Source organism: Enterobacter sp. YSU (assembly GCF_016082135.1).
GTDB lineage: Bacteria > Pseudomonadota > Gammaproteobacteria > Enterobacterales > Enterobacteriaceae > Enterobacter > Enterobacter hormaechei_C.
Window position 1 is genome coordinate 396,419 of record NZ_CP059487.1, and the last position, 22,030, is coordinate 418,448.

Sequence of the window (22,030 nt, forward strand, 5' to 3'; positions counted from 1 at the left end):
GGTTACTCCTTCATCCCGTCACGGATGCCCTGCACCAGCGTGCGGGTGGTGACGTTCAGCAGATCGATATAGGTCGGCACCGGGCCGTTTTCCGCGCTCAGAGAGTCGACGTACAGCACGCCGCCGTAGTGGGTGTCGGTTTCCCGCGCCACCTGACGGGCGGGCTTATCAGAGACCGTACTTTCGCTAAACACCGCCGGAATGTGATGTTTTTTCACCATGTCGATAACCTTGCGCACCTGCTGCGGCGTGCCCTGCTGATCGGCGTTGATCGGCCACAGGTAAAGCTCCTTCAGGCCCAAATCCCGCGCCAGATAGGAGAACGCCCCTTCGCTGGTTACCATCCAGCGTTTGTCTTCAGGTATCTCCGCGACCTGCTTGCGCAGCGGTTCGAGAGTGGCGGTGATCTTCTGCTTGTAGGCTTCCGCATTGCGCTGATAGGTCTGTGCGTTGGCCGGATCGTACTTCACCAGCGCGTCGCGGATGTTATCGACGTAAATCAGGGCGTTATCCGGCGACATCCACGCGTGCGGATTGGGCTTGCCGTTATAGGGCCCTTCGCTGATGCCCATCGGGGTGATGCCTTTGGTGACAATCACCTCCGGCACGCCGTTCAGATGCTGATAAAAGCGCTGGAACCACAGCTCCAGATTCATGCCGTTCGCCAGGATCAGCTGTGCCTTCTGCGCGCGTTTGATATCGCCCGGGGTGGGCTGGTATTCGTGAATTTCCGCGCCCGGTTTGGTGATGGAGGTGACCTCTGCGGCATCCCCCGCCACGTTTTTCGCCATATCAGCAATAACGGTAAAAGTGGTGATGACCTGGAACTTTTCAGCCGCCAGCGCGCCGGTCGTGGTCGCAGTCATGAGCAGCGCGCCGAGCAACAGACGCTTCAATCCTTGCCGTGGATGCATCGCAGAAGTCTCCTGAGGTGATTAAATTCAAAGCAAAATTAGCCTGTGCTATAAGGTATAGCACAGGCTATGTTTAAATGAAAATAATTATCATTAGAGTTGTGTCAACCTGGACTGTCAGGCGGAATTTTTAGGAAATGTGCTTTCTTTTTTCTCTCACGGTCAGGAGTATTATTTACGGCCAATACCCATATTAACAAAAGGGAATTGACATGCCGGTTAATGAAAGAATTCACCCCACTTCGGGAACCCCGATTAATCCGGGCGGGATCCGACAGCTCACAATTGGTGAAATCGCCCTTGCGAAGACGCTTTACGGTTACAGCATCCGTTATCATCTGGTGTGGGTACACAGGGAAAGCTATCTTCCTTTTAATTTGCAACCCGTTGATGTGGCGATGAGTCCCAACGGGGAAATGTGGTTTAGAGAAGACACATATTCTCCGGATTTTTCATTAGAAAAATTGTTAGATAAAAAACACCTATTCATGCATGAAATGATGCATGTCTGGCAGGCCCAAAAAGGGATGTTTGTCAGAACAAGGGGATTATTCTCTGGTATTGCTGACTACACCTATAGCTTTGATAAAGCAGATCTATTGCATTACGGATTAGAACAGCAAGCATCGATCGTAAGTGACTACTGGTTATTACAATTTTATGGGTTTGAAAAATATACATTTCTGCCAAAATATCGAGATATTAATTCGAATGAACCCGTTTATTCTCTGCTGCAAAAATATAAAAATATTCTGAAAGGATTCCCAGGATGAAAACTATAACGCTCATCTCACCATTATGTATTCTCCTGACGGGGTGCCCTGGTTGCCCGCCGTTGTCTCATCCCAGAGCTACTTTTATTGATGGTAACCATGTTTGCTTTAGTATTGATAAAAAAGATGTCGTGAACTATTACACCATTGATTCCAGCAAAGGTCCCGACATTACTACCATCACAAGTTCGGGAAGGAATAAAATCAGTTGGTCTTATCCTAACAGTTGCATAGATGTGAATTGGGAGTATGGCTATACGTATGTTATTAGCTATGGTTTAAATAATAAAAAATATCACCACGAATTTTTCATTGATAATGACGGACAGCTTACTAATTTAGGAGGATTATAATGTCATTACCCGCTTACTTATTTCTCTACGATGAAAACGGAATGCAGGTTCAGGGCGACTGTATGATGCCAGGCCGGGAAGGTGCTATCGAAATTATGAACAGCAGTTACGGCATAAAACAGGCAGTGGACAGCCATACCGGGAATATGACCGGAACACGGCTGCATAGTCCGGTTACCGTGCATAAGCAATTAGATAAAGTGAGCCCTTATCTTGCTGTTGCCGCCTGCGAGGGCAGACGGCTGCAAAAAGCCATTATCAAATATTATGAAATTGTTGAAGCGGGAGCAGAAAGGGAGATCTACACCATGACGCTTGATAGCGTAGTGATCTCATCTCTGGATTTCACGCACGTTTATTACCCAGGCAGCTCAGCCCCGAATATGCATGAAGTTGTTGGGCTTCGATTCCGCGGCATCCAGTGGAATTATGTGAAAGGCAATATTCTTTATGGCGATGCATGGATGAAACCAGCTCAGAAAGAGAAGAGTAACGCATAATTTACCTGCCTCATAAAGATCAATGTATGCTGCTGCTCAGAAACGGCGATCCTGGTATTCCCTGGATCGCCTGGTTAATCTTAAGCGCTACCCTTTTCGACTTTCGTTCACGGGCAAATCCCCCGTATCAATTAACGCTCCCGGAAACGTCTCCAGCCACTTCATCATCTTCAGTTTGTTGGTATACGTTGCACTGACGCCTTCCAGACAGCCCCACAGCTCACGGGAATTTTGCGGCGTGATCACAATACAATCCGGCATCACGCGGATCTTCACGGCTATTCCTGCTTTAAACCCTGCGCGGGTTAACCACGTGCCGGTTAACGGCAGATAGTTGCGCTCCATTCGAGTATAAAGTTCCACACAGGCGGAACCCGCCTCTCCTCTTTCATGCAGATACGCAGAGTGAACCGGCTCGTCATGCAACGCCCGGATGCGTTTTTTGCGTAGCTTCTCGCGATTTTCTTGCTGAATCTCTAAATCTGCATTTTCTGTTTGGGCAATAGCCCGCTCTGGCATAGAATTCTTCGCAGCCATAATCAACTCCGTGTTAGTTGTTTGTGGTTAGCGGTATGGGGGTGGTCGCACACCTTTGTACCGCGATTCCTTTTCTTACCTTTTTACCTATTCTTTCAAGATCTCAGTGCTGGCTTAACTGCCGCTATTATACTGCCATGGATAAATGTACAGGGGTCGAATATTAGGGAAATGCGAGGCGGCTCGAGTAAATGAAGAAAAATAAAATGGTGAATATAAAGAAAGGAAATATTGCCCTTCAGATCCAATGCTCATTAAACGCCTGATGGCGCTTCGCTTATCAGGCCTACGATAAACCGGTTTTGTAGGCCGGGTAAGGCATCGCCGCCACCCGGCATGGGGGCAGCGGCGCTGCCTTTGTAGGTTCTTCAGATCAAGCCTCAAACATCCGGGAACATCACGCTATTCCCCGGCGCTTCCCTGTGCAGATGGATAAAGTTCAGGTGCCGTTCATACTGATCCAGAATGTCCGTAATCACCTGCTCCTTGCTGTAATCCATCAAATCATTCCCCTGGCTGCCTTCCAGCAGGAAGGTCTCCAGCCGGTAATAGGTCGACTTCCCGCTGCGCGCCCGGTAGGTGAACCCGGGCACCGAATACTGCTGCGGCCAGATCTGATAGACAAAGTTCTGCTCGTCGCCCATGTGCACCAGCAGATCCAGGTGCCCCAGATTTTCGTCCTCTTCCGGGGGCAGGTTTTTCAGCTCCACGTAGGCGCCACGCAGCTTCAGCTCCTGGGCCACCTCTTCCATCGCCGGGAAGCAGACCGTCTCCATCATCTGGCTGGTGTAGCGCGTGCCGGGGTAGTTCATCAGACGCGAGAGACGTTTTTTCCAGCTCAGCCTGTCCTGCGCGCCCAGCGGACGCGGGGCGGTGTCGCGGCTGGCGCTGACGCGGCGGTAGTCTTCCACCTTAAGCGATTTATACAGCCCGGCCATCACGAAGAAGATCACGAAGCTGAACGGCAGGCCCATGATCACCGTGGTGTTCTGCAACGCCGAGATACCGTTGGTCATCAGCATGCCGAGCGTCAGCAGGCCGATGGCGACGGACCAGAAGATGCGCAGCCAGTTCGGCGCGTCGCTGTTAATGTCCTTGAGCTTCGAGGTGAAGTTCCCCAGCACCAGCGCGCCGGAGTCCGCCGAGGTGACGTAGAACAGCAGGCCGGTAATGGTCGCTACGGACGCGCTAAAGGTAAACGCCGGATACTGCGCCAGCAGGCTGTAGAAGCCGCGCTCCGGGTGCGCCATCGCTTCCTGGGCAAAAGTCGCATTGCCGTGGATGATCTCGTGCAGCGCGCTGTTGCCGAAAATCGACAGCCACAGCAGGGTAAAGGTGAACGGGATGATCAGCGTGCCCATCACGAACTGACGGATGGTGCGCCCACGCGAAATGCGCGCGAGGAACAGGCCGACAAACGGCGACCACGCCACCCACCACGCCCAGAAGAAGAGCGTCCAGTTGTTCATCCACTCTGTCGGACGGTCAAAGGCGAAGCTGTTCAGCGTCATGCCCATAAAGCGGTTCACGTAATCACCCACGTTCAGCACTAAGGCATTGAGCAGGAACGAGGTGTCGCCCATAAACAGCACGAACAGGATCAGCCCCAGCGCCAGCGCGACGTTCAGCTCGGAGAGCACGCGAATCCCTTTATCCACGCCGGAAGTCACCGAGATGGTGGCGATAATCACCGACAGCGCAATCAGCGCCGCCTTCGCCGCCATCGAATCCGGGATGTCAAACAGCACGCTCAGCCCGTAGTTAAGCTGCACTACGCCAATTCCGAGCGTTGTCGCGATACCAAAGATGGTGCCGATCACCGCCGCGATGTCTACCGTGTGCCCAATAGGGCCGTTAATCTTTTTGCCGAAAATCGGGTACAGCGCGGAGCGGATGGTAAGGGGCAAATTATAACGATAGCTAAAGTATCCAAGCGCCATGCCCATCAGAGCGTACATCGACCAGCCCGTCAGGCCGTAGTGGAACAGCGTCCAGACCATCGCCTGGCGCGCGGCCTCCATCGTCTGCCCTGCCCCTTCCGGCGGCTGCATATACTGCGTGACCGGTTCCGCCACGGAGAAGAACATCAGGTCGATGCCGATGCCCGCGGCAAACAGCATCGCGGCCCAGCTCAGCAGGCTGAATTCGGGCTTGGACTGCTCAGGCCCGAGCTTCACCGAACCGAAGCGCGAGCAGGCAATGCAGACCACGAAGACAATATAGAGCGTCGCCGCCAGCAGATAGTACCAGCCGAAGGTCTTCGACACCCAGTTCAGGGTGCGCCCAATCCACTCGGCAGAAAAATCACGAAAGAAAATGGTCGTCAGGGAAAACAACAAAATCAGCCCGGCGGACGTATAAAAAACGACCGGGTTGATTTTGTCTTTTTCTCTGTCCTGTGAAAGGTCTGTCATCCAGTATCCCCACTGTTTTTGTAACTATTGAAATCCAAATCCGCAACAATTAAGACACATTTTATATTGAACGTCCAATCAAAAACCGCTTTAATGTATTACCAACGCTGATGAATGGAGTGGCAAAAATGCCCAAAGTGGGGATGCAGCCGATCCGGCGCAGGCAGCTTATCGACGCCACGCTGGAAGCAATAAATGAAGTGGGAATGCATGACGCGACGATCGCGCAGATCGCCCGTCGGGCGGGCGTTTCCACGGGGATCATCAGTCACTACTTCAAAGACAAAAACGGCCTGCTGGAAGCGACCATGCGCGACATCACCGGCCAGCTGCGCGATGCGGTTTTAAGCCGTCTGCACGCCCTGCCGGACGGCAGCGCGGAGCAGCGCCTTCAGGCGATTGTCGGCGGCAATTTTGATGAAACCCAGACCAGCGGCGCGGCCATGAAGGCCTGGCTGGCCTTCTGGGCGAGCAGCATGCACCAGCCGATGCTCTACCGCCTGCAGCAGGTGAGCAGCCGCCGATTGCTATCGAACCTGGTATACGAATTTCGCCGCGAACTGCCGCGCGAGCAGGCCCAGGAGGCGGGCTACGGGCTGGCGGCGCTGATCGACGGGCTGTGGCTGCGCGCCGCGCTGAGCGGCAAGCCGCTGGATAAGACCCTGGCGCAGTCGCTCACCAGCCACTTTATCAGCCAGCATTTACCGACCGAATAACCGAGGAGAATTTATGTCCCGAATGGCAGAACAGCAGCTTTATATCAATGGTGGTTATACATCCGCCACCAGCGGTCGCACCTTCGAGACCATCAACCCGGCCAACGGTGAAGTTCTGGCGACCGTGCAGGCCGCCGGGCGCGAAGACGTCGACCGCGCCGTGGAAAGCGCACAGCGCGGGCAAAAAATCTGGGCGGCGATGACCGCCATGGAGCGCTCGCGCATCCTGCGCCGCGCCGTCGATATCCTGCGCGAGCGCAACGACGAGCTCGCAAAGCTGGAAACCCTCGACACCGGTAAAGCGTATTCCGAAACCTCAACCGTGGATATCGTCACCGGCGCGGACGTGCTGGAGTACTACGCGGGGCTGATCCCGGCGCTGGAAGGCAGCCAGATCCCATTGCGTGAGACCTCGTTCGTCTACACCCGCCGCGAGCCGCTGGGCGTGGTGGCGGGCATCGGCGCATGGAACTACCCGATCCAGATCGCCCTGTGGAAATCGGCCCCGGCGCTGGCGGCGGGCAACGCGATGATCTTCAAGCCGAGCGAAGTGACGCCGCTCACCGCCCTGAAGCTTGCGGAGATCTACACCGAAGCGGGCGTGCCGGACGGCGTGTTTAACGTCCTGCCGGGCGTGGGCGCGGAGACCGGCCAGTACCTGACCGAGCATCCGGGCATCGCCAAAGTCTCCTTCACCGGCGGCGTTGCCAGCGGCAAAAAGGTGATGGCCAACTCGGCGGCCTCGTCCCTGAAAGAGGTGACGATGGAGCTGGGCGGCAAATCCCCGCTGATAGTGTTTGACGACGCGGATCTCGATCTCGCGGCAGATATCGCCATGATGGCGAACTTCTTCAGCTCCGGCCAGGTGTGCACCAACGGCACCCGCGTGTTCGTGCCCGCGAAGGTCAAAGCCGCGTTTGAGCAAAAAATCGTTGAGCGCGTGGGCCGCATCCGCGCGGGCGACCTGTTCGATGAAAACACCAACTTTGGCCCGATGGTCAGCTTCCCGCACCGCGACAGCGTGCTGCGCTACATCGCCAAAGGCAAAGAGGAAGGCGCGCGCGTGCTGTGCGGCGGCGACGTGCTGAAGGGTGACGGCTTTGACAACGGCGCGTGGGTGGCCCCGACCGTGTTCACCGACTGCACCGACGAAATGACCATCGTGCGCGAAGAGATCTTCGGCCCGGTGATGTCCATTCTTACCTATGACACTGACGAAGAGGCCATTCGCCGCGCCAATGATACCGACTACGGTCTGGCGGCGGGCATCGTCACCGCCGATCTGAACCGCGCCCACGGCGCTATTCATCAGCTCGAAGCGGGCATCTGCTGGATCAACACCTGGGGTGAATCCGCCGCAGAGATGCCGGTCGGTGGCTACAAACACTCCGGCATTGGCCGTGAGAACGGCGTCATGACGCTACAGAGTTACACCCAGGTGAAGTCCATCCAGGTTGAGATGGGTAAATTCCAGTCCATATTTTAACCGGGAGGTTTATTTGCAATTTGACTACATCATTATCGGAGCCGGCTCTGCCGGCAACGTACTGGCAACACGACTGACTGAAGATCCGAACACCACCGTCCTGCTGCTTGAGGCGGGCGGGCCGGACTACCGCTTTGACTTCCGCACCCAGATGCCTGCCGCGCTGGCCTTCCCGTTGCAGGGCAAGCGCTACAACTGGGCGTATGAAACCGAGCCTGAGCCTTTCATGAACAATCGCCGCATGGAATGCGGACGGGGAAAAGGGCTGGGCGGCTCGTCGCTGATCAACGGCATGTGCTACGTGCGCGGTAACGCGATGGATCTGGACAACTGGGCGAAACAATCGGGTCTGGAGCACTGGAGCTACCTCAACTGCCTGCCCTACTACCGCAAGGCAGAGACCCGCGACGTGGGGCCGAACGACTACCACGGCGGCGACGGTCCGGTGAGCGTCACCACCTCTAAGCCGGGCGTGAACCCGCTGTTTGAAGCGATGGTAGAGGCGGGCGTGCAGGCGGGCTACCCGCGCACCGACGACCTTAACGGCTATCAGCAGGAAGGCTTTGGCCCGATGGACCGTACGGTCACGCCGCAGGGCCGACGCGCCAGCACCGCGCGCGGCTATCTGGACCAGGCCAAACCGCGCCCGAATCTGACCATCCGCACCCACGCCATGACCGATCACATTATCTTTGACGGCAAGCGCGCGGTGGGCGTCGAGTGGCTGGAAGGCGAAAGCACCATTCCGTCAAAAGCGACGGCGAAGAAAGAGGTGCTGCTGTGCGCGGGCGCCATCGCGTCTCCGCAGATCCTCCAGCGCTCCGGCGTGGGCAACGCTGAACTGCTGAAGCAGTTTGATATCCCGCTGGTACATGATTTACCCGGGGTGGGTGAAAACTTGCAGGATCACCTGGAGATGTACCTTCAGTATGAATGTAAGGAGCCGGTCTCACTCTACCCTGCCCTGCAATGGTGGAACCAGCCGAAGATTGGCGCGGAGTGGCTGTTTGGCGGCACAGGCGTGGGCGCGAGCAACCACTTCGAAGCGGGCGGGTTTATCCGCAGCCGCGAGGAGTTCGAGTGGCCAAACATTCAGTATCACTTCCTGCCGGTGGCGATTAACTACAACGGCTCGAACGCGGTGAAAGAACATGGCTTCCAGTGCCACGTTGGCTCCATGCGCTCGCCGAGCCGCGGCCACGTGCGCATCAAGTCGCGCGATCCGCACCAGCATCCGGCGATCCTGTTCAACTACATGTCCCACGAGCAGGACTGGCAGGAGTTCCGCGACGCAATCCGCATCACCCGCGAGATCATGCACCAGCCTGCGCTGGACAAGTATCGCGGTCGTGAAATCAGCCCGGGCGTCGAATGCCAGACCGACGAACAGCTGGACGAGTTCGTGCGCAACCACGCTGAAACCGCCTTCCACCCGTGCGGCACCTGCAAAATGGGCTACGACGAAATGGCGGTGGTTGACGGCGAAGGCCGGGTTCACGGGCTGGAAGGGTTACGCGTAGTGGATGCGTCGATTATGCCGCAGATTATCACCGGCAACCTGAACGCCACCACCATCATGATTGGCGAAAAGATTGCCGACGCCATTCGCGGGCGCGAGCCGCTGGCGAAGAGCACGGCGGCGTATTATGTGGCGGATGGGGCGCCGGTTCGTCGCTGAGTGCGAACTTCTCCCCTCACCCCGGCCCTCTCCCTCTGGGAGAGGGTTAGGGTGAGGGGAAATTATTGCCGAAATGCTTCAAGCCGCTTAACCTGCCGTCCTTCCCCGTCAAAATTCTCCGCCGCCAGCCAGGCGCGCAGCTCTGCATCGCGCTGCGGCCATTCGCCGTCAATAATCGAAAGCATATCGCTGTCGCGGTTGCGTCCTTTACGCACCAGCTTCTGGCGCAGGCGCCCTTCCCAGACAAACCCCAGCCGCTCCGCCGCGTTGCGTGAGGCGATGTTCATCGAATCGCACTTCCACTCCAGCCGGCGATATTGATGCTCAAAGGCATTTTTCAGCAGCAGCCACACCGCTTCGGTACCCACGCGGGTGCCCTTCATTCTGCGCGACCAGGTGACGTGGCCGATCTCAACCGAGCCCTGAAAGCGTTCTATCGCCATATAGCTGACCAGCCCTACCGCCTTTTCGGTGCGCAGATCGATAACGGCAAAGGGCACCAGGTCGTCATCCAGCACCTTTCCCAGCACCCAGTGCGCAGTGGCCTCAACGCTCACAGGCTGGGTGCTGGCAAGCCACGTCCAGTCGCTGTCGTCACCCAGCGCATAGGCTTCAAACAAATCAGCCGAATGGCGGTCAGCATCCAGCGGCTCCAGACGGCAATACTGCCCGGTGAGCAGGGTACGGGTTAACGCGCGGGCGCATTTCCAGTCCGGGACAATATCATTAACGGTTTGACCATGTTGATTGATTTCGGGCACGGCGGTGACTCCCTGAAAGGTAAGGAGTTTGTTATAGCAGGTTAAAAAGCGAACGAAAAGAGAGGTGATTCATAACCAGACCGAATGCGTTATTCCCGGAGGGCATAAGCAAAGCAGAATTTCGACTTTGAGGAAATCCTCAGCCAGCCTACCGTAACGGTGCATAAAACAATCACAATATATTTTCTTCAGGGATCGCTATGAATAAAAAACTGCTGCCGTTACTGGTGCTGGCTGCGCTCTCAAGCGCTGCTCACGCCGCTACCCCGCCCAACACGCTGGTTGTCGCCCAGGGTCTGGATGATATCGTGAGCCTTGACCCGGCCGAAGCCAACGAACTTTCCAGCATCCAGACCGTACCGAGTTTGTATCAGCGTCTGGTACAGCCGGACCGCGATAACCCGGAAAAAATCACCCCGGTTCTGGCCGAAAGCTGGGAAGCGGACGCGGCAGCAAAAACCCTGACCATCAAACTTAAGCCCGATGCAAAATTTGCCTCCGGCAACCCGCTGCGCCCGGAAGATGTGATCTTCTCATATACCCGCGCCGTGACGCTGAACAAATCCCCGGCGTTTATCCTCAACGTACTGGGCTGGGACGCCAGCAACATCGCCAGCCAGCTGAAGAAAGTGGACGACCATACCCTCACGCTTCGCTGGACGGCGGACGTCAGCCCGTCGGTAGCGCTGAATATACTCTCCACGCCGATTGCCTCCATCGTCGATGAAAAGCAGGTTGCGGCGAACGTGAAGGATAACGACTTCGGCAACGCGTGGTTAAAAATGCACTCTGCGGGCAGCGGCGCGTTCAAAATGCGCGTTTACCAGCCGCATCAGGCCATCGTGCTGGAAGCCAACGAATCCGCGCCCGGCGGCGCGCCGAAGCTTAAAAGCATCATCATTAAAAACGTCCCCGATCCCGCTTCCCGCCGCCTGCTGATCCAGCAGGGTGATGCGGACGTGGCGCGCGATCTGGGTGCAGACCAGATAATCGCCCTCAGCGGCAAGCCGGGCGTGAAGGTGCTTAGCATCTCTTCTGCCGAGCAAAACTATCTGGTGTTTAACACCGGCAACAGCGCTAACCCGCTGCTGAATAATCCAGCGTTCTGGGAAGCCTCGCGCTGGCTGGTGGATTATGAAGGCATCACCAAGGACCTGCTGAAAGGCCAGTATTTTGTTCATCAGAGCTTCCTGCCGGTCGGCCTGCCGGGCGCGCTGGAGGACAATCCGTTCACGTTTGACCCGGCAAAAGCAAAAGCGATCCTCGCCAGGGCGGGCATCAAAGACGCGCATTTCACGCTGGACGTAGAGAATAAACCGCCGTTCATCACCATCGCGCAATCCATGCAGGCGAGCTTCGCTCAGGGCGGCGTGAAGGTGGATCTGCTGCCCGCGGCGGGTAGCCAGGTGTACGCCCGCGTGCGTGCGAAACAGCATCAGGCGGCCATACGTCTGTGGATCCCGGACTACTTCGATGCACACTCCAACGCCAGCGCCTTCGCATGGAATGACGGGAAATCCAGCACCGTGGCCGGGCTTAACGGCTGGAAAATTCCGGAGCTGAACAACGCTACGCTGGCGGCGGTTGCCGAGCCGGATCCGGCAAAACGTCTGGATCTGTATAAGAAGATGCAGGAACAGTTACAGCATAACTCGCCGTATGTGTTCGTTGACCAGGGCAAAACCCAGATCGTGGTGCGCGATAACGTGAAGGGGTATCAGCAGGGGCTGAACGCGGATATGGTCTGGTACGATCGCGTTACGAAGTAGCCCTTGTTGCCGGGTGGCGCTGCGCTTACCCGGCCTACGTTCCTGGTTTTTGTAGGCCGGGTAAGGCGAAGCCGCCACCCGGCATAAAGAGATTTCCCATGCCACATCTTTCCACCCGCGTGCTTCAGGGTCTGCTGACTCTCCTGCTCACGCTGTTCGGGCTACTGCTGGTCACGTTTGCGCTCTCTGCCTTTTCCCCGGTCGATCGCGTATTGCAGATCGTCGGCGATCACGCCAGCCAGTCCACTTACGATCAGGTTCGCCACCAGCTTGGGCTGGATCGGCCCCTGCCGGTGCAGTTCTGGCACTACCTGCAAAACCTCGCTAACGGGGATTTAGGCACCGCCAGCGCTACCGGTCAGCCGGTATTGCAGGACCTGCTGCACGCCTTTCCCGCCACGCTGGAACTGGCAACGCTGGCGCTAATTATCGGCACGGTACTCGGCGTGATTGCGGGTGTACTGTGCGCCCGCTACGTCGGTTCGCCACTGGACTTAGCGATCAGAACGCTCACCCTGCTCGGCAATTCGGTGCCAATATTCTGGCTCGGACTGCTGATGCTGGCTCTGTTCTACGCGAAACTACAGTGGAGCGCTGGCCCCGGCAGGCTGGACGACATCTGGCAATTCACCGTTGAGCCACGAACCGGATTTGCGCTGGTTGATACCTGGCTTTCCGGCGACCGCGAGGCGTTCCGCAACGCCATCAGCCACCTGGTGCTGCCGGTGCTGCTGCTGGCCTACTACTCGCTGGCAAGTATCACCCGCCTGACGCGCTCCGCCTGTCTGAGCGAGATGAACAAAGAGTACATATTGCTCGCCCGCGCCAAAGGCGCCGGAGAGATGACCATCCTGCTGCGTCACGTGCTGCCGAACATTCGCAGCACCCTGCTGACGGTGATTGCCCTGGCCTACACCAGCATGCTGGAGGGCGCGGTATTAACCGAAACCGTCTTCTCATGGCCGGGCATCGGGCGCTACCTCACCACGGCCCTGTTCGCCGGTGACACCACCGCCGTGATGGGCGGCACGCTGCTGATTGGCGTCTGCTTTGTTCTGATCAATAACCTTACCGACCTGCTTGTGCGGGCGACCGATCCCAGGGTGCGCTAATGCCGTTTTATCTCTTCTTACGCCGCCTGCGCCGCTCCCCTGCCGCGTTTTGCGGGCTGATCGCCATCGCGCTGCTGGTGCTTATTGCCCTGTTAGCACCGTGGCTTGCGCCGCATGACCCCAACTGGCAGGACGCCGCCGCGCGTCTGCAACCGCCCAACGCGCAGCACTGGCTGGGTACCGACAGCTATGGGCGGGATCTGCTCTCCCGATTAATCTACGGCACCCGTCCGGCACTGGGGCTGGTGGCCTTAGTCACCGTTATTACCCTCCCCGCCGGTCTGCTGGTGGGGATTTTGTCAGGCTACTACGGCGGCTGGATGGAGCGCATCCTGATGCGCTTTACCGACGTGGTGATGTCGATGCCGCGCCTGATCCTCGCCTTCGCGTTTGTCGCGATGCTCGGCCCCGGTCTGGTGAACGGCGCGCTGGCGCTGGCCTTAACGACCTGGCCTGCCTATGCGCGCCAGGCGCGCAGTGAAATCCAGCGTCTGCGCCACAGCGATTATCTGGCCGCCGCGGAGATGATGGGCATTCGCGGCCCGCGCCTGCTGGTCGGCCATATTCTGCCCCTGTGCCTGCCCTCCGCGATTGTGCGGCTGGCGCTGGATCTGGCCGGGATCATTCTGGCCGCCGCCGGGCTGGGCTTCCTTGGCCTGGGCGCACGTCCACCGATGGCGGAATGGGGCGCGATGATAGCCGACGGCATGCAGGTCATTTTTGACCAGTGGTGGATTGCCGCCATTCCAGGCGGGGCGATTCTGTTTGCCAGCCTGGCCTTTAACCTGCTGGGCGATGGCCTGCGCGACGTACTGGAGCCACAGCATGACTGAACACCGCGTCATCGTCGATGCGCTAAATATCGACTACCCCGCCGCGCGCGTGGTCAACAACCTGAGCTTTACGTTAGGCAACGAGCGGCTGGCGCTGGTGGGAGAATCCGGCTCCGGCAAGTCCATGTCTGCCCGCGCCCTGATGGGGCTGGTGCGCAAGCCCGGCATCGTGAGCGCTAAGCGGCTTAACGTGCTTGGCAACGACCTGCTGACCCTGAACAGCCGCCGCTGGCAGGCGCTGCGCGGCAACGGCATTGCGATGGTTCTACAGGACCCGCGCTACGCGCTAAACCCGGTGAAAACCGTCGCCGCCCAGCTTGATGAAGCGCTGACCCTCCATCAGCGCCTGCCCCGCGCCGAACGCCTGGCGCGCATTCACGATATCATCCGCGCCGTGGGGCTGAACGAGCACGTGCTCCAGCGCTATCCCGGCGAACTCTCCGGCGGCATGGGCCAGCGCGTGATGATCGCCATTGCGCTCGTCAACAACCCGCAGGTGCTGATCGCCGACGAACCGACTTCCGCGCTGGACGCACGCCTGCGCAACCAGATCCTGGAGCTGCTGGTACAGCAGTGCGAGGCGCGGCAGATGGCGATGCTGTTAATCAGCCACGACTTGCCGCTCGTCGCGGAACACTGTGACCGCGTGCTGGTGATGTATCAGGGTGAGAAAGTTGATGAAATGGCGGCGAGCCAGTTGCCGCAGGCAACCCATCCCTACACGCGCACGCTCTGGACCTGCCGCCCGAACGCCAGGACCTTTGGCCAGATGCTGCCGACGCTCGACCGTTCGCAACCGTGGAAGGAGGCCGACAATGGCACTCGTTGAGGTTAACCAGCTCCGGGTGAGTTTTGGTGAAAAAACGGCGGTTTCCGCCGCCAGTTTTGCGATCGAAAAAGGCGAAACCTTCAGCCTGATCGGTGAATCCGGCTGCGGCAAATCGACTCTTCTGCGCGTGCTGGCGGGGCTGCTGCGCGAGTGGCATGGCCACATTTCCGTCCTCGGGGAAAATTTACGGCCAGGACGACGTTTTGAAGGCGCGCTTCGACGTAACGTGCAGATGGTGTTCCAGGATCCGTGGGCGTCTTTGCACCCGAACCACACCATTGCCCGCACCCTGTCGGAGCCGTTAAACATCCACGGCGAAACCCAGGTTGCCGAAAAGGTGGCGGATGCGCTGCAACAGGTGGGTCTGGCTGCCGACGCCGGCAGGCGTTACCCGCATCAGCTTTCCGGCGGACAGCGTCAGCGCGTGGCCATTGCCCGCGCGCTGCTGCTGCGCCCGCAGCTTCTGCTGCTGGATGAACCGACCTCGGCGCTGGATATGTCGGTACAGGCGGAGATCCTGAACCTGCTCAACCGCCTGAAGGCGCAGCACGGCATGACCTACCTGCTGGTGAGCCACGATGCGGACGTGATTGCGCATATGTCCGACCGGGCGGCATTTATGGCGCACGGGGAGATCCAGCGGGTATTTGACCGTGAAGCAATGTTGCGGGGGGAGCACAGGATGGGGTAAACCGTGCGGCGGCGAGTGCCGCACGCATTTCGTAGGCCGGGTAAGGCGTAGCCGCCACCCGGCAAAACGTTATTTCAGCAGCTTCACCGTGGCATCAATGTCGATCTCATCTTCAGTGAAGATCATCGTCGTGTTCTGGAAGGTGGTGATCGCCAGCTTCTTCACCGTGCGCATTTCGCCCGGCTTTTTCTCGGTTTTTGGTTTGATGCTGTTCATCAGCAGCCCCACCGACAGCACCGCATTCTCTTTGTCGATTTTGGTCTCAACGGGCTCTTCCTCGCTGAACACCACGAAGGATTTAATTGAGGTGAGCTTCACGCGCTCGCCCGCAATATAGAGATGCTTACTCTCCGGGATCACCTTCACCGCATACGCGGAAAGGCCTTTGCTGTTGGTGGTTGGCTCGAAGGTCACCGCCGCATCTTTTTTAATCAGATCAGGGTTGGCGACCTTAATCACATGAAAATAGCGGTTGTCGCCGTTTTCATCTTTGATAAATCCAAAGCCTTTATCTTTAAACCACGTTGTGATTGTACCGTTCATCGCTGTTACCGCCTGTCAGATCTCAAGACTAAAGTTTTGCAGCGCGCAGTGTAATGCACAATGGCTGACGAGACAAAAAAAAGCCCCTGCACGGGAGCAGGGGAAAGTTCATGTCAGAGCTTTTTAGTATTGTGTATTTAGTTGAACACCATCCCACCATCAATCAGCAGCGACTGACCGGTCATGTAGTCGGAATCCGGCCCGGCGAGGTAAGAGACGCAGGCGGCCACGTCTTCCGGCTCGGACAAACGGCCAAGCGTGATGCGTTTGGCAAAGGTTTCCGTCCCGTAGCCAAGCGGTTTACCCGCCGCCTCGGAGACCTGACGGTCGATTTCCGCCCACATCGGCGTTTTGACGATCCCCGGGCAGTAGGCGTTAACGGTGATCCCCAGCGGCGCGAGATCCCGCGCGGCGGTCTGGGTTAAGCCGCGCACCGCGAATTTACTGGAACTGTAGACCGCCAGCTCCGGGTTACCGGTGTGGCCCGCCTGGGAGCAGGCGTTGATGATCTTGCCGCCGTGCCCCTCTTTACGAAACGCGTCAATTGCGGCCTGAATGCCCCAGATCACCCCTTTCACGTTGATGTTGTAAACCTTGTCGACAATCTCCGGCGTGATGGATTCGATGGGCGTGGACGGCGCCACCCCGGCGTTATTGACGATGACGTTAAAACCGCCCAGCGCGGTGCGGGCTTTTTCCACCGCCGCGAACACCTGCTCGCGGTCAGAGACGTCCACCTTCACGGCGACGGCCTTCCCGCCGTTACGGGTGATCTCATCCGCGACCGCTTTCGCCGTCTCTTCGTTGTAATCCGCAATAGCAACGGCAAAACCATCCTTCACCAGGCGAAGCGCGATCGCTTTGCCAATCCCCTGGCCGGAGCCGGTTACGAGGGCCACTTTTTGCATTTCTCTGTCCTTATATTGATTCACAAAATCTGGCTGAGATGGAGCTGGCCCATCAGCAGCGGGTTATCGCTGTAGTCGACGGGAATGGCCACCACGGCCGGGCCATCGACATCCATTGCCGCACGCAGCGTCGGTTCGAGCGCATCCGCGCTCTCGACGGCAAAGCCTTTCGCACCGAACGCGTCGGCATAGACTTTGAAATCGACCGGGCCGAACTCGACGCCGGAAAGCCTCTGGTATTTTTTCTCTTCCTGGATGGCCACCATGTTGTAGGCGTTATCCACCCAGATGATGTGCAGCACATTGGCGTTGAGGCGTACGGCGGTTTCCAGCTCCATGCTCGACTGCAAAAAGCCGCCGTCCCCGGAGACAGAGACCACCTTGCGCCCCGGGTTGACCAGCCACGCGCCAATCGCCCACGGCAGCGCCACGCCCATGGTCTGCTGACCGTTGGAGATCATCACCTGACGCGCCCGGAAGCTGTAAAGGTAGCGGGCGATCCAGATGTGGAAGCTGCCCATGTCGACGGTGAGCGTCACGTCGTTGTTCACGATGTCCTGCATGGCGCGCACGATGCGCAGCGGATGCAGAGCAAACTGGTTAAGCGATGCGCCGCGACGGTCGAGGAGGTCCCGCTGATGCTGGCGATCGACAAGAATTTCCGAGGCGCGCTGGCTGAGTTCAAGTTTGTGCTCGATTCGACTGGCAAGCAGATTCAGCGTGGCGGCAATATCCCCGACCAGTTCCAGATCGGGAACATACTTGCGCTCCTCATAGGCGGGCAGCACGTCAATGTGCACCAGCGTGGCGTCGCCGCTGTTCCACATGGACGGCTCGTACTCCACCGGGCTGTAGCCGATGCAGATAATCAGGTCCGCCAGATGCAGCAGCCGGTCGCCCGCCTGGTTGTTAAAGAGGCCGACGCGTCCGGCGAAGCGGGTGAAGTGTTCCTGATTCACCGCCCCGGCGGCCTGATAGGTGCTGGTGACCGGAATACGGCTTCTCTCCAGCAGCTTATGCAGCGCGGCGCTGTTGGCGGGCTGGCTGGCCATCAGGCCGAGTAAGATGACCGGGTTTTTGGCCTTCGCGATAAGCTTCGCCACGTCGTTGATGGCTGACTCCGGCGCCGGGCCCATCAGCGCCGCGGTGCTGGCGGGTAAAATCGCCCCCGTGGTGGGCTGGTCGACAATATCCTGCGGCAGGCTGACAAACGCCCCGCCCGGCCTGCCCTGCTCGGCAGCGCGAAACGCGTTCGACACCACCTCGGCAATCGCGTCCGGTGAATTAACTTCGACGGCGTATTTGGTGACCGGGCTGAACATGGCGACGGTATCCATGCTCTGGTGCACCAGTTTCGCTTTATCTGCCCGCTTCACCGCCCCGCCCAGCGCCACCACCGGGTCACCTTCGCTGTTGGCGGTGGCGATGCCGGTGATCAGGTTGGAGCAGCCCGGCCCGGAGGTGACCAGCGCGACCCCGGCCTTGCCGGTTAGCCGCCCTACCGCTGCCGCCATAAACGCCGCGTTCGCCTCGTGACGCACCGGGATAATCTCGATGGAGGAGTCCAGCAGGGAGTCAAAGACCTTGTCGATTTTTGCGCCCGGTATGCCGAACACCTGCTTCACACCCTGCGCTTCCAGCTGGCCGACAACCATATCGGCGCCGTGCGCCCACTGACGTGACTGTTTCTCACTGTTCACGGTAGTTCTCCTGTTAGTTTTCGACGGCGCGGATAGCCGCATCAAGGTTGCTGGGGTGCAGGTTGGCCTGTAAAAACGCGCTGTCGGCGGGCAGGTCAATCATCAGCTTGTGGATTTCGCCGAAGGTGAGCACGCCGTTCTCCAGCTGATAGTCGAGCAGGTGGCCCCCGCCCTGACGGTCGTCGGTGATAAAGTGTTCGTGATAGCCCGCCACGTTAATGCCCTGCATATGCTGCGGGGTGCGGAACCCGACCAGTACGCCCTCGCGCTGGTTAAAGCGGAACACCGGCTGGTCATCCAGCACGTCGGTCATCGCCCGGTACGGCGGTGTCTGGCGCGGTACGGTGCGGGTGTGCGCGTGGCGGAAATTGCCGTCGATGCGCAGCGCGCAGAACAGGTTATCGGAGGGGATTTGCTTGTCGATCACGTCGTGGATCTGCTGACGGCTGACCGGCCCGTCGAAGGCCTTGCGGTACTGCGGCTGGAACCAGGTCATCACCGCGAACGGCGTTTTTTGCTCCGGCTTCGCGGCGCGGGCGCTGCCGTCGGCGCGCAGCTGGTACACCTGGCTGCTGAAGGCAATCATTTCACCGTCCAGCTCGTTAAAGGTACCGAGACCAAAATCACCGTGTGCCAGCAGGTCGGCGATGGTCGTCTCCCCTTCGTAGACGCCGCTTAGCAGGGCGCTCATTAGCGATGTCTGATAGATCACGCTGTCAGGATGCTGAGCCGAGAACCCACGCAGGGTCTCGCATAAACTCGCCTCACAGTCGCATGCAGATGAATGCATCATCATGCCCGTCCTCTTCAACTTTATTTATAAAGGTTAAATAAATGTTGACCCGATTCAGCAGAGAGTTCCAATATAGAATCCATGCTGGTTTGAGACGTTTTTGATATGGAACTTCGTTATCTGCGCTATTTTGTCGCGGTAGCACGCGAGCGACACTTCACCAGGGCGGCCAAAGCGCTGGGTATTTCACAGCCTCCTCTGAGTCAGCAGATCAAACGGCTCGAAGAGGAAGTGGGCACGCCGCTGTTCAGGCGCCTGACACGGGGCGTGGAGCTGACCGAAGCGGGAGAGGCCTTCTATGAGGACGCCTGTAAGATCCTGGCGCTGAGCGATGCCGCGCTGGAGAAAGCCCGGGGCATCGCGCGCGGGCTGAACGGCAGCCTGTCGATTGGCATCACCAGTTCAGATGCTTTTCATCCCAAAATCTTCGCCCTGATACGTCAGTTTCAGGTACAGAACATGGCGGTGCAGGTTCACCAGGTGGAAGCCAATATGTCGTCGCTGACGACGATGCTGGCGGAGGGTGAGCTGGATATCGCCTTTGTGCGCCTGCCGTGCGAAAGCAGTAAGGTGTTCGAATTAAAAATCCTCGATCGGGAGCCGATGGTGGTGGCGCTGCATCGCGATCATCCCCTGGCGGCATGTGGCGATCTGGCGCTGGATGAGCTGCGGGATACGCCGGTGGTGCTGTTCCCCCAGGAGGTAGCACCGGGGCTGTATGACCGCGTTTACGGCAGCTGCGAGCGGGCCGGGATCGATATGCAACACACGCTGCAATCCTCACAACTTTCCTCTTCCCTGAGCATGGTCTCCGCTGGCGGCGGGTTCGCGCTGGTGCCGAAATCCATGGCCGCTATTTCTCCGCCGAATGTCACCTACCATGCGCTGCGCTCACCGGAGCTTTATACCGATATCGCGCTCTGCTGGCGGCGTTTTGAGCGTTCGCGGACGGTGAAGCGGTTTCTGGCGATGATGAGCGAGGGGTAGCTACGGTGTGGCTGTGCCCGGCGGCGCTGCGCTTGCGCGGGCCTACGGTTCGTGTCGCGGGTTGGTTGGCTTGTTGGCGGTTTTGTAGGCCGGGTAAGGCGCAGCCGCCACCCGGCAATGCCCTTTGGAAGCCGCCTCGCAAACTTTTAAGCAACCTTATGTAATTCAGGGGCATCCCTTTTCATCCCTTCTCCGCGGTCGTAAAGTGCCTGCGTTGCGGCACATCCGTAACCGGGCGTAGGAACCCGTTAGCATGACGTGACATTTTTTTGGACAACGAGGATGCTAAATGGCGACTACCCCTGGATTTTCATACGTACACGCTGAAGAAAGCGCTGTTCATCACCTTCTTCACCTGCAACTTCCCGATTCTGCGGATCTCTTTGAACTGGCTGGCACCTGTGCGGCGTACGTGAGCGTACTGGTGGAAATGGACGATGCGGTGACATTTTCTACGCTCTGTAAGCAACTGCTGGGTTGTTAGCGGAGTTTGTGAAGGAGCCTTATATAACGGCTCACTGAGTCGGCCTTACACAAAGGACAACGTTGTTTGATGAATGACGGTTTGTTAGAGGAATGCACAGGAAGGCGGTCACGCCACAGAGGGCGTGACATAAAATCAGGCCTGGTCGTCTTCTTTACCGTAGTAAAGCTTACCGATCTGAATGAGAGGACGGCCCTGGGATTTGCGGTGCAGGTTGCTGTCACGCAGTGAATAAACGCAGCCGCAGTATTCCTGCTGGTAGAACTGTTCGCGCTTGCTGATTTCAATCATGCGCGACGAACCGCCCTGTTTCCGCCAGTTATAGTCCCAATAGACCATACCCGGATAGTGGGCGGCGGCTCGCTGACCGCAGTCGTTGATTTGCTGCATATTTTTCCAGCGAGAGATGCCCAGTGAGCTGCTAATCACGTTGAAGCCATTTTCAGCGGCGTAAAGCGCAGTCCGCTCAAAGCGCATGTCAAAACACATGGTGCAGCGAATGCCGCGCTCGGGTTCCCATTCCATGCCTTTGGCGCGCTCAAACCAGTTATCTGTATCGTAATCCGCATCGATAAACGGTACGCCGTGCTGTTCGGCAAAGCGAATATTCTCATCCTTACGAATCAGATACTCTTTCTGCGGATGAATGTTCGGATTGTAGAAGAAGATGGTGTAGTCGATCCCTGAGGCCTGGATCGCCTCCATTACCTCACCAGAACACGGAGCGCAACAGGAGTGCAGCAGCAGTTTATCAGCCCCGTTTGGGAGTTCTAGTTTAGGGCGTTTGAAATCAGCGGTAGTCATAAATTTATTTGATGAGGTAATGAGGACTGAAAACAGTGTAGCATCAGAGCTGTGCTATCGGGAATGGCGGCCAGTCTCATACATATCCCGCAATGCCTGTTATTGACACATAGCGGACGCATCTTTCACACGTTTCTATATAACCTGGTTAGCAAAACTATCTCCGCTGCACTTCTTCTCAGCAAGCAATTCCTGAATACGCTACGCAAATTAAACAAATATTTCAGGCCAAGATAGATCAGGCACGTTAACGCTGGATCATATGCGCGCTGGCGAAGCGTTTTGGTTTGCCGGTGAGCGCATTTGTGGGGAACTGATGCGAGGTTTTCACCCAGACCAATTCCCCAGACGTTAATACCACTATCTCTCTCACCCCGGCCCCTCGCTCCCCGCCGCCAGCAGCGGCACCACCACATCGCTGACGGGCACCGCAATCCCGTGCCTG

General features: G+C 57.9%; 23 protein-coding genes. 13 read left to right on the top strand and 10 right to left on the bottom strand.

Annotated features, from left to right (window positions below):
* Window positions 1-2: 2 nt before the first annotated feature.
* Window positions 3-914 (bottom strand): metal ABC transporter substrate-binding protein, encoded by a 912-nt coding sequence (locus tag H2Z33_RS01895; protein ID WP_032652915.1) that lies wholly within the window; start codon window positions 912-914, stop codon window positions 3-5.
* Between the two features lie 212 nt (window positions 915-1,126).
* Here H2Z33_RS01895 and H2Z33_RS01900 point away from each other — a divergent pair, with 212 nt between their 5' ends.
* Genes H2Z33_RS01900 through H2Z33_RS01910 form a run of 3 tightly spaced genes read left to right on the top strand, consistent with a single transcriptional unit; the run spans window position 1,127 to window position 2,540 of the window.
* Entirely contained in the window at window positions 1,127-1,687 is a 561-nt protein-coding gene (locus tag H2Z33_RS01900) for a hypothetical protein (RefSeq protein WP_045339332.1), read from the top strand.
* Window positions 1,684-2,040, top strand: coding sequence for a putative T6SS immunity periplasmic lipoprotein (locus H2Z33_RS01905; RefSeq protein WP_074133766.1), 357 nt, complete (start codon window positions 1,684-1,686; stop codon window positions 2,038-2,040). The genes H2Z33_RS01900 and H2Z33_RS01905 overlap by 4 nt, the downstream gene beginning before the upstream one ends.
* A complete protein-coding gene (locus tag H2Z33_RS01910) occupies window positions 2,040-2,540 on the top strand; it encodes an Hcp family type VI secretion system effector (RefSeq protein WP_063134775.1) in 501 nt (166 codons plus the stop codon). The genes H2Z33_RS01905 and H2Z33_RS01910 overlap by 1 nt, the downstream gene beginning before the upstream one ends.
* Before the next feature lie 87 nt (window positions 2,541-2,627).
* Here H2Z33_RS01910 and H2Z33_RS01915 read toward each other — a convergent pair whose 3' ends face one another.
* The gene (locus H2Z33_RS01915; protein WP_074133765.1) at window positions 2,628-3,077 is read right to left on the bottom strand and encodes a SymE family type I addiction module toxin; all 450 of its coding nucleotides are present in this window, start codon (window positions 3,075-3,077) and stop codon (window positions 2,628-2,630) included.
* Between the two features lie 380 nt (window positions 3,078-3,457).
* Window positions 3,458-5,491: a choline BCCT transporter BetT gene (gene betT, locus H2Z33_RS01920; protein ID WP_058689226.1), complete on the bottom strand. Its 2,034-nt coding sequence runs from the start codon at window positions 5,489-5,491 to the stop codon at window positions 3,458-3,460.
* 128 nt (window positions 5,492-5,619) lie between these two features.
* Here betT and betI point away from each other — a divergent pair, with 128 nt between their 5' ends.
* From betI to betA, 3 genes are read left to right on the top strand one after another with little or no spacing between them, the layout of a single operon-like run.
* Window positions 5,620-6,207: a transcriptional regulator BetI gene (gene betI / locus H2Z33_RS01925; RefSeq protein ID WP_063136068.1), complete on the top strand. Its 588-nt coding sequence runs from the start codon at window positions 5,620-5,622 to the stop codon at window positions 6,205-6,207.
* Between the two features lie 13 nt (window positions 6,208-6,220).
* The gene (gene betB, locus H2Z33_RS01930) at window positions 6,221-7,693 is read left to right on the top strand and encodes a betaine-aldehyde dehydrogenase (protein ID WP_063134773.1); all 1,473 of its coding nucleotides are present in this window, start codon (window positions 6,221-6,223) and stop codon (window positions 7,691-7,693) included.
* 13 nt (window positions 7,694-7,706) lie between these two features.
* A complete protein-coding gene (betA, locus tag H2Z33_RS01935) occupies window positions 7,707-9,371 on the top strand; it encodes a choline dehydrogenase (protein WP_023296081.1) in 1,665 nt (554 codons plus the stop codon).
* A 62-nt stretch (window positions 9,372-9,433) separates the two neighbouring features.
* On the opposite strand, the gene H2Z33_RS01940 is transcribed toward betA, so the two are convergent.
* The gene (locus H2Z33_RS01940) at window positions 9,434-10,132 is read right to left on the bottom strand and encodes a GNAT family N-acetyltransferase (RefSeq protein ID WP_032103078.1); all 699 of its coding nucleotides are present in this window, start codon (window positions 10,130-10,132) and stop codon (window positions 9,434-9,436) included.
* Between the two features lie 200 nt (window positions 10,133-10,332).
* On the opposite strand from H2Z33_RS01940, the gene H2Z33_RS01945 reads away from it, so the two are divergent.
* The 5 genes from H2Z33_RS01945 (at window position 10,333) to H2Z33_RS01965 (ending at window position 15,366) form a co-directional block, all read left to right on the top strand.
* Entirely contained in the window at window positions 10,333-11,901 is a 1,569-nt protein-coding gene (locus tag H2Z33_RS01945; RefSeq protein ID WP_058700513.1) for an ABC transporter substrate-binding protein, read from the top strand.
* Between the two features lie 98 nt (window positions 11,902-11,999).
* Entirely contained in the window at window positions 12,000-13,013 is a 1,014-nt protein-coding gene (locus tag H2Z33_RS01950) for an ABC transporter permease (RefSeq protein ID WP_032670417.1), read from the top strand.
* Window positions 13,013-13,846 carry an ABC transporter permease gene (locus tag H2Z33_RS01955; RefSeq protein WP_023296077.1) on the top strand — a complete coding sequence of 278 codons (834 nt, stop codon included), beginning with the start codon at window positions 13,013-13,015 and terminating at the stop codon, window positions 13,844-13,846. Before H2Z33_RS01950 ends, H2Z33_RS01955 begins: the two co-directional genes overlap by 1 nt.
* Window positions 13,839-14,675: an ABC transporter ATP-binding protein gene (locus H2Z33_RS01960; RefSeq protein WP_063134772.1), complete on the top strand. Its 837-nt coding sequence runs from the start codon at window positions 13,839-13,841 to the stop codon at window positions 14,673-14,675. The genes H2Z33_RS01955 and H2Z33_RS01960 overlap by 8 nt, the downstream gene beginning before the upstream one ends.
* Window positions 14,662-15,366 (top strand): ABC transporter ATP-binding protein, encoded by a 705-nt coding sequence (locus H2Z33_RS01965; protein WP_032670418.1) that lies wholly within the window; start codon window positions 14,662-14,664, stop codon window positions 15,364-15,366. The genes H2Z33_RS01960 and H2Z33_RS01965 overlap by 14 nt, the downstream gene beginning before the upstream one ends.
* Before the next feature lie 69 nt (window positions 15,367-15,435).
* Here H2Z33_RS01965 and H2Z33_RS01970 read toward each other — a convergent pair whose 3' ends face one another.
* The 4 genes from H2Z33_RS01970 to budA form a co-directional block, all read right to left on the bottom strand.
* Window positions 15,436-15,909: a cold-shock protein gene (locus tag H2Z33_RS01970; protein ID WP_017382537.1), complete on the bottom strand. Its 474-nt coding sequence runs from the start codon at window positions 15,907-15,909 to the stop codon at window positions 15,436-15,438.
* A 137-nt stretch (window positions 15,910-16,046) separates the two neighbouring features.
* On the bottom strand, window positions 16,047-16,817 hold the full coding sequence (locus H2Z33_RS01975) for a (S)-acetoin forming diacetyl reductase (RefSeq protein ID WP_003858846.1): 771 nt from the start codon (window positions 16,815-16,817) through the stop codon (window positions 16,047-16,049).
* A 20-nt stretch (window positions 16,818-16,837) separates the two neighbouring features.
* Entirely contained in the window at window positions 16,838-18,517 is a 1,680-nt protein-coding gene (gene alsS / locus H2Z33_RS01980) for an acetolactate synthase AlsS (RefSeq protein ID WP_023296074.1), read from the bottom strand.
* Window positions 18,518-18,530: 13 nt separating this feature from the next.
* Window positions 18,531-19,310 carry an acetolactate decarboxylase gene (budA, locus tag H2Z33_RS01985; RefSeq protein ID WP_026094386.1) on the bottom strand — a complete coding sequence of 260 codons (780 nt, stop codon included), beginning with the start codon at window positions 19,308-19,310 and terminating at the stop codon, window positions 18,531-18,533.
* A 105-nt stretch (window positions 19,311-19,415) separates the two neighbouring features.
* Here budA and H2Z33_RS01990 point away from each other — a divergent pair, with 105 nt between their 5' ends.
* Complete coding sequence (locus H2Z33_RS01990; RefSeq protein WP_003858850.1) at window positions 19,416-20,297, top strand: LysR family transcriptional regulator; 882 nt, start codon at window positions 19,416-19,418, stop codon at window positions 20,295-20,297.
* A gap of 289 nt (window positions 20,298-20,586) precedes the next feature.
* A complete protein-coding gene (locus H2Z33_RS01995; protein ID WP_023315576.1) occupies window positions 20,587-20,781 on the top strand; it encodes a hypothetical protein in 195 nt (64 codons plus the stop codon).
* A 135-nt stretch (window positions 20,782-20,916) separates the two neighbouring features.
* On the opposite strand, the gene H2Z33_RS02000 is transcribed toward H2Z33_RS01995, so the two are convergent.
* Window positions 20,917-21,585, bottom strand: coding sequence for an epoxyqueuosine reductase QueH (locus tag H2Z33_RS02000; protein ID WP_023296073.1), 669 nt, complete (start codon window positions 21,583-21,585; stop codon window positions 20,917-20,919).
* A 247-nt stretch (window positions 21,586-21,832) separates the two neighbouring features.
* Window positions 21,833-22,030 (bottom strand): hypothetical protein (locus H2Z33_RS23355; protein ID WP_205601601.1); only part of this gene is annotated, 198 nt, incomplete at its 5' end.